A 521-nucleotide genomic window follows, 5' to 3' on the forward strand; every position below is an offset into this window, starting at 1 on the left:
ATGATATTCTTAATGGCGGCGATGGCAATGATACATTAAATGGTGGTGAAGGTAACGATATTCTTAATGGCGGCGATGGCAATGATACATTAAATGGTGGTGAAGGTAACGATATTCTTAATGGTGGTGCCGGTGATGACACACTATGGGGCAAAGAAGGTTACGATATCATCAATGGTGGTTCCGGAAACGATACTCTCTATGGCGGTGACTGGAACAAAGATCGGTACATTTTTCAACGTGGACACGGGCAGGATCTAATTGAGGATTTTGAATATGATTCAGCAGTTACCAAATACAATGACATTGTGTTCGAAAATGCAAAACTGGCTGATGCAGTATTCTCGCGTTCTGGTAATGATCTTGTGATTCATGCTTATGCTAATGAAGATTCGGTTACTTTTACCAACTTTTTTAATTATCAGATGCACACCCGTGCCTTTAATTTTATCTTTGTTGATGCAACCATCAGTCATCAAGAATTAATCAATAATAGTGTATATTTAGCATAAAGGATAATA

At 38.2% G+C, this 521-nt stretch carries 1 protein-coding gene; it reads left to right on the forward strand.

Features of this window, described 5'->3' with window-relative positions; all coding sequences use genetic code 11:
• Window positions 1-512 (forward strand): calcium-binding protein (locus BGI33_RS03415; protein WP_373885161.1); only part of this gene is annotated, 512 nt, incomplete at its 5' end.
• Window positions 513-521: the final 9 nt, after the last annotated feature.

The organism is Snodgrassella alvi, from assembly GCF_002777425.1.
Classification (GTDB): domain Bacteria; phylum Pseudomonadota; class Gammaproteobacteria; order Burkholderiales; family Neisseriaceae; genus Snodgrassella; species Snodgrassella alvi_B.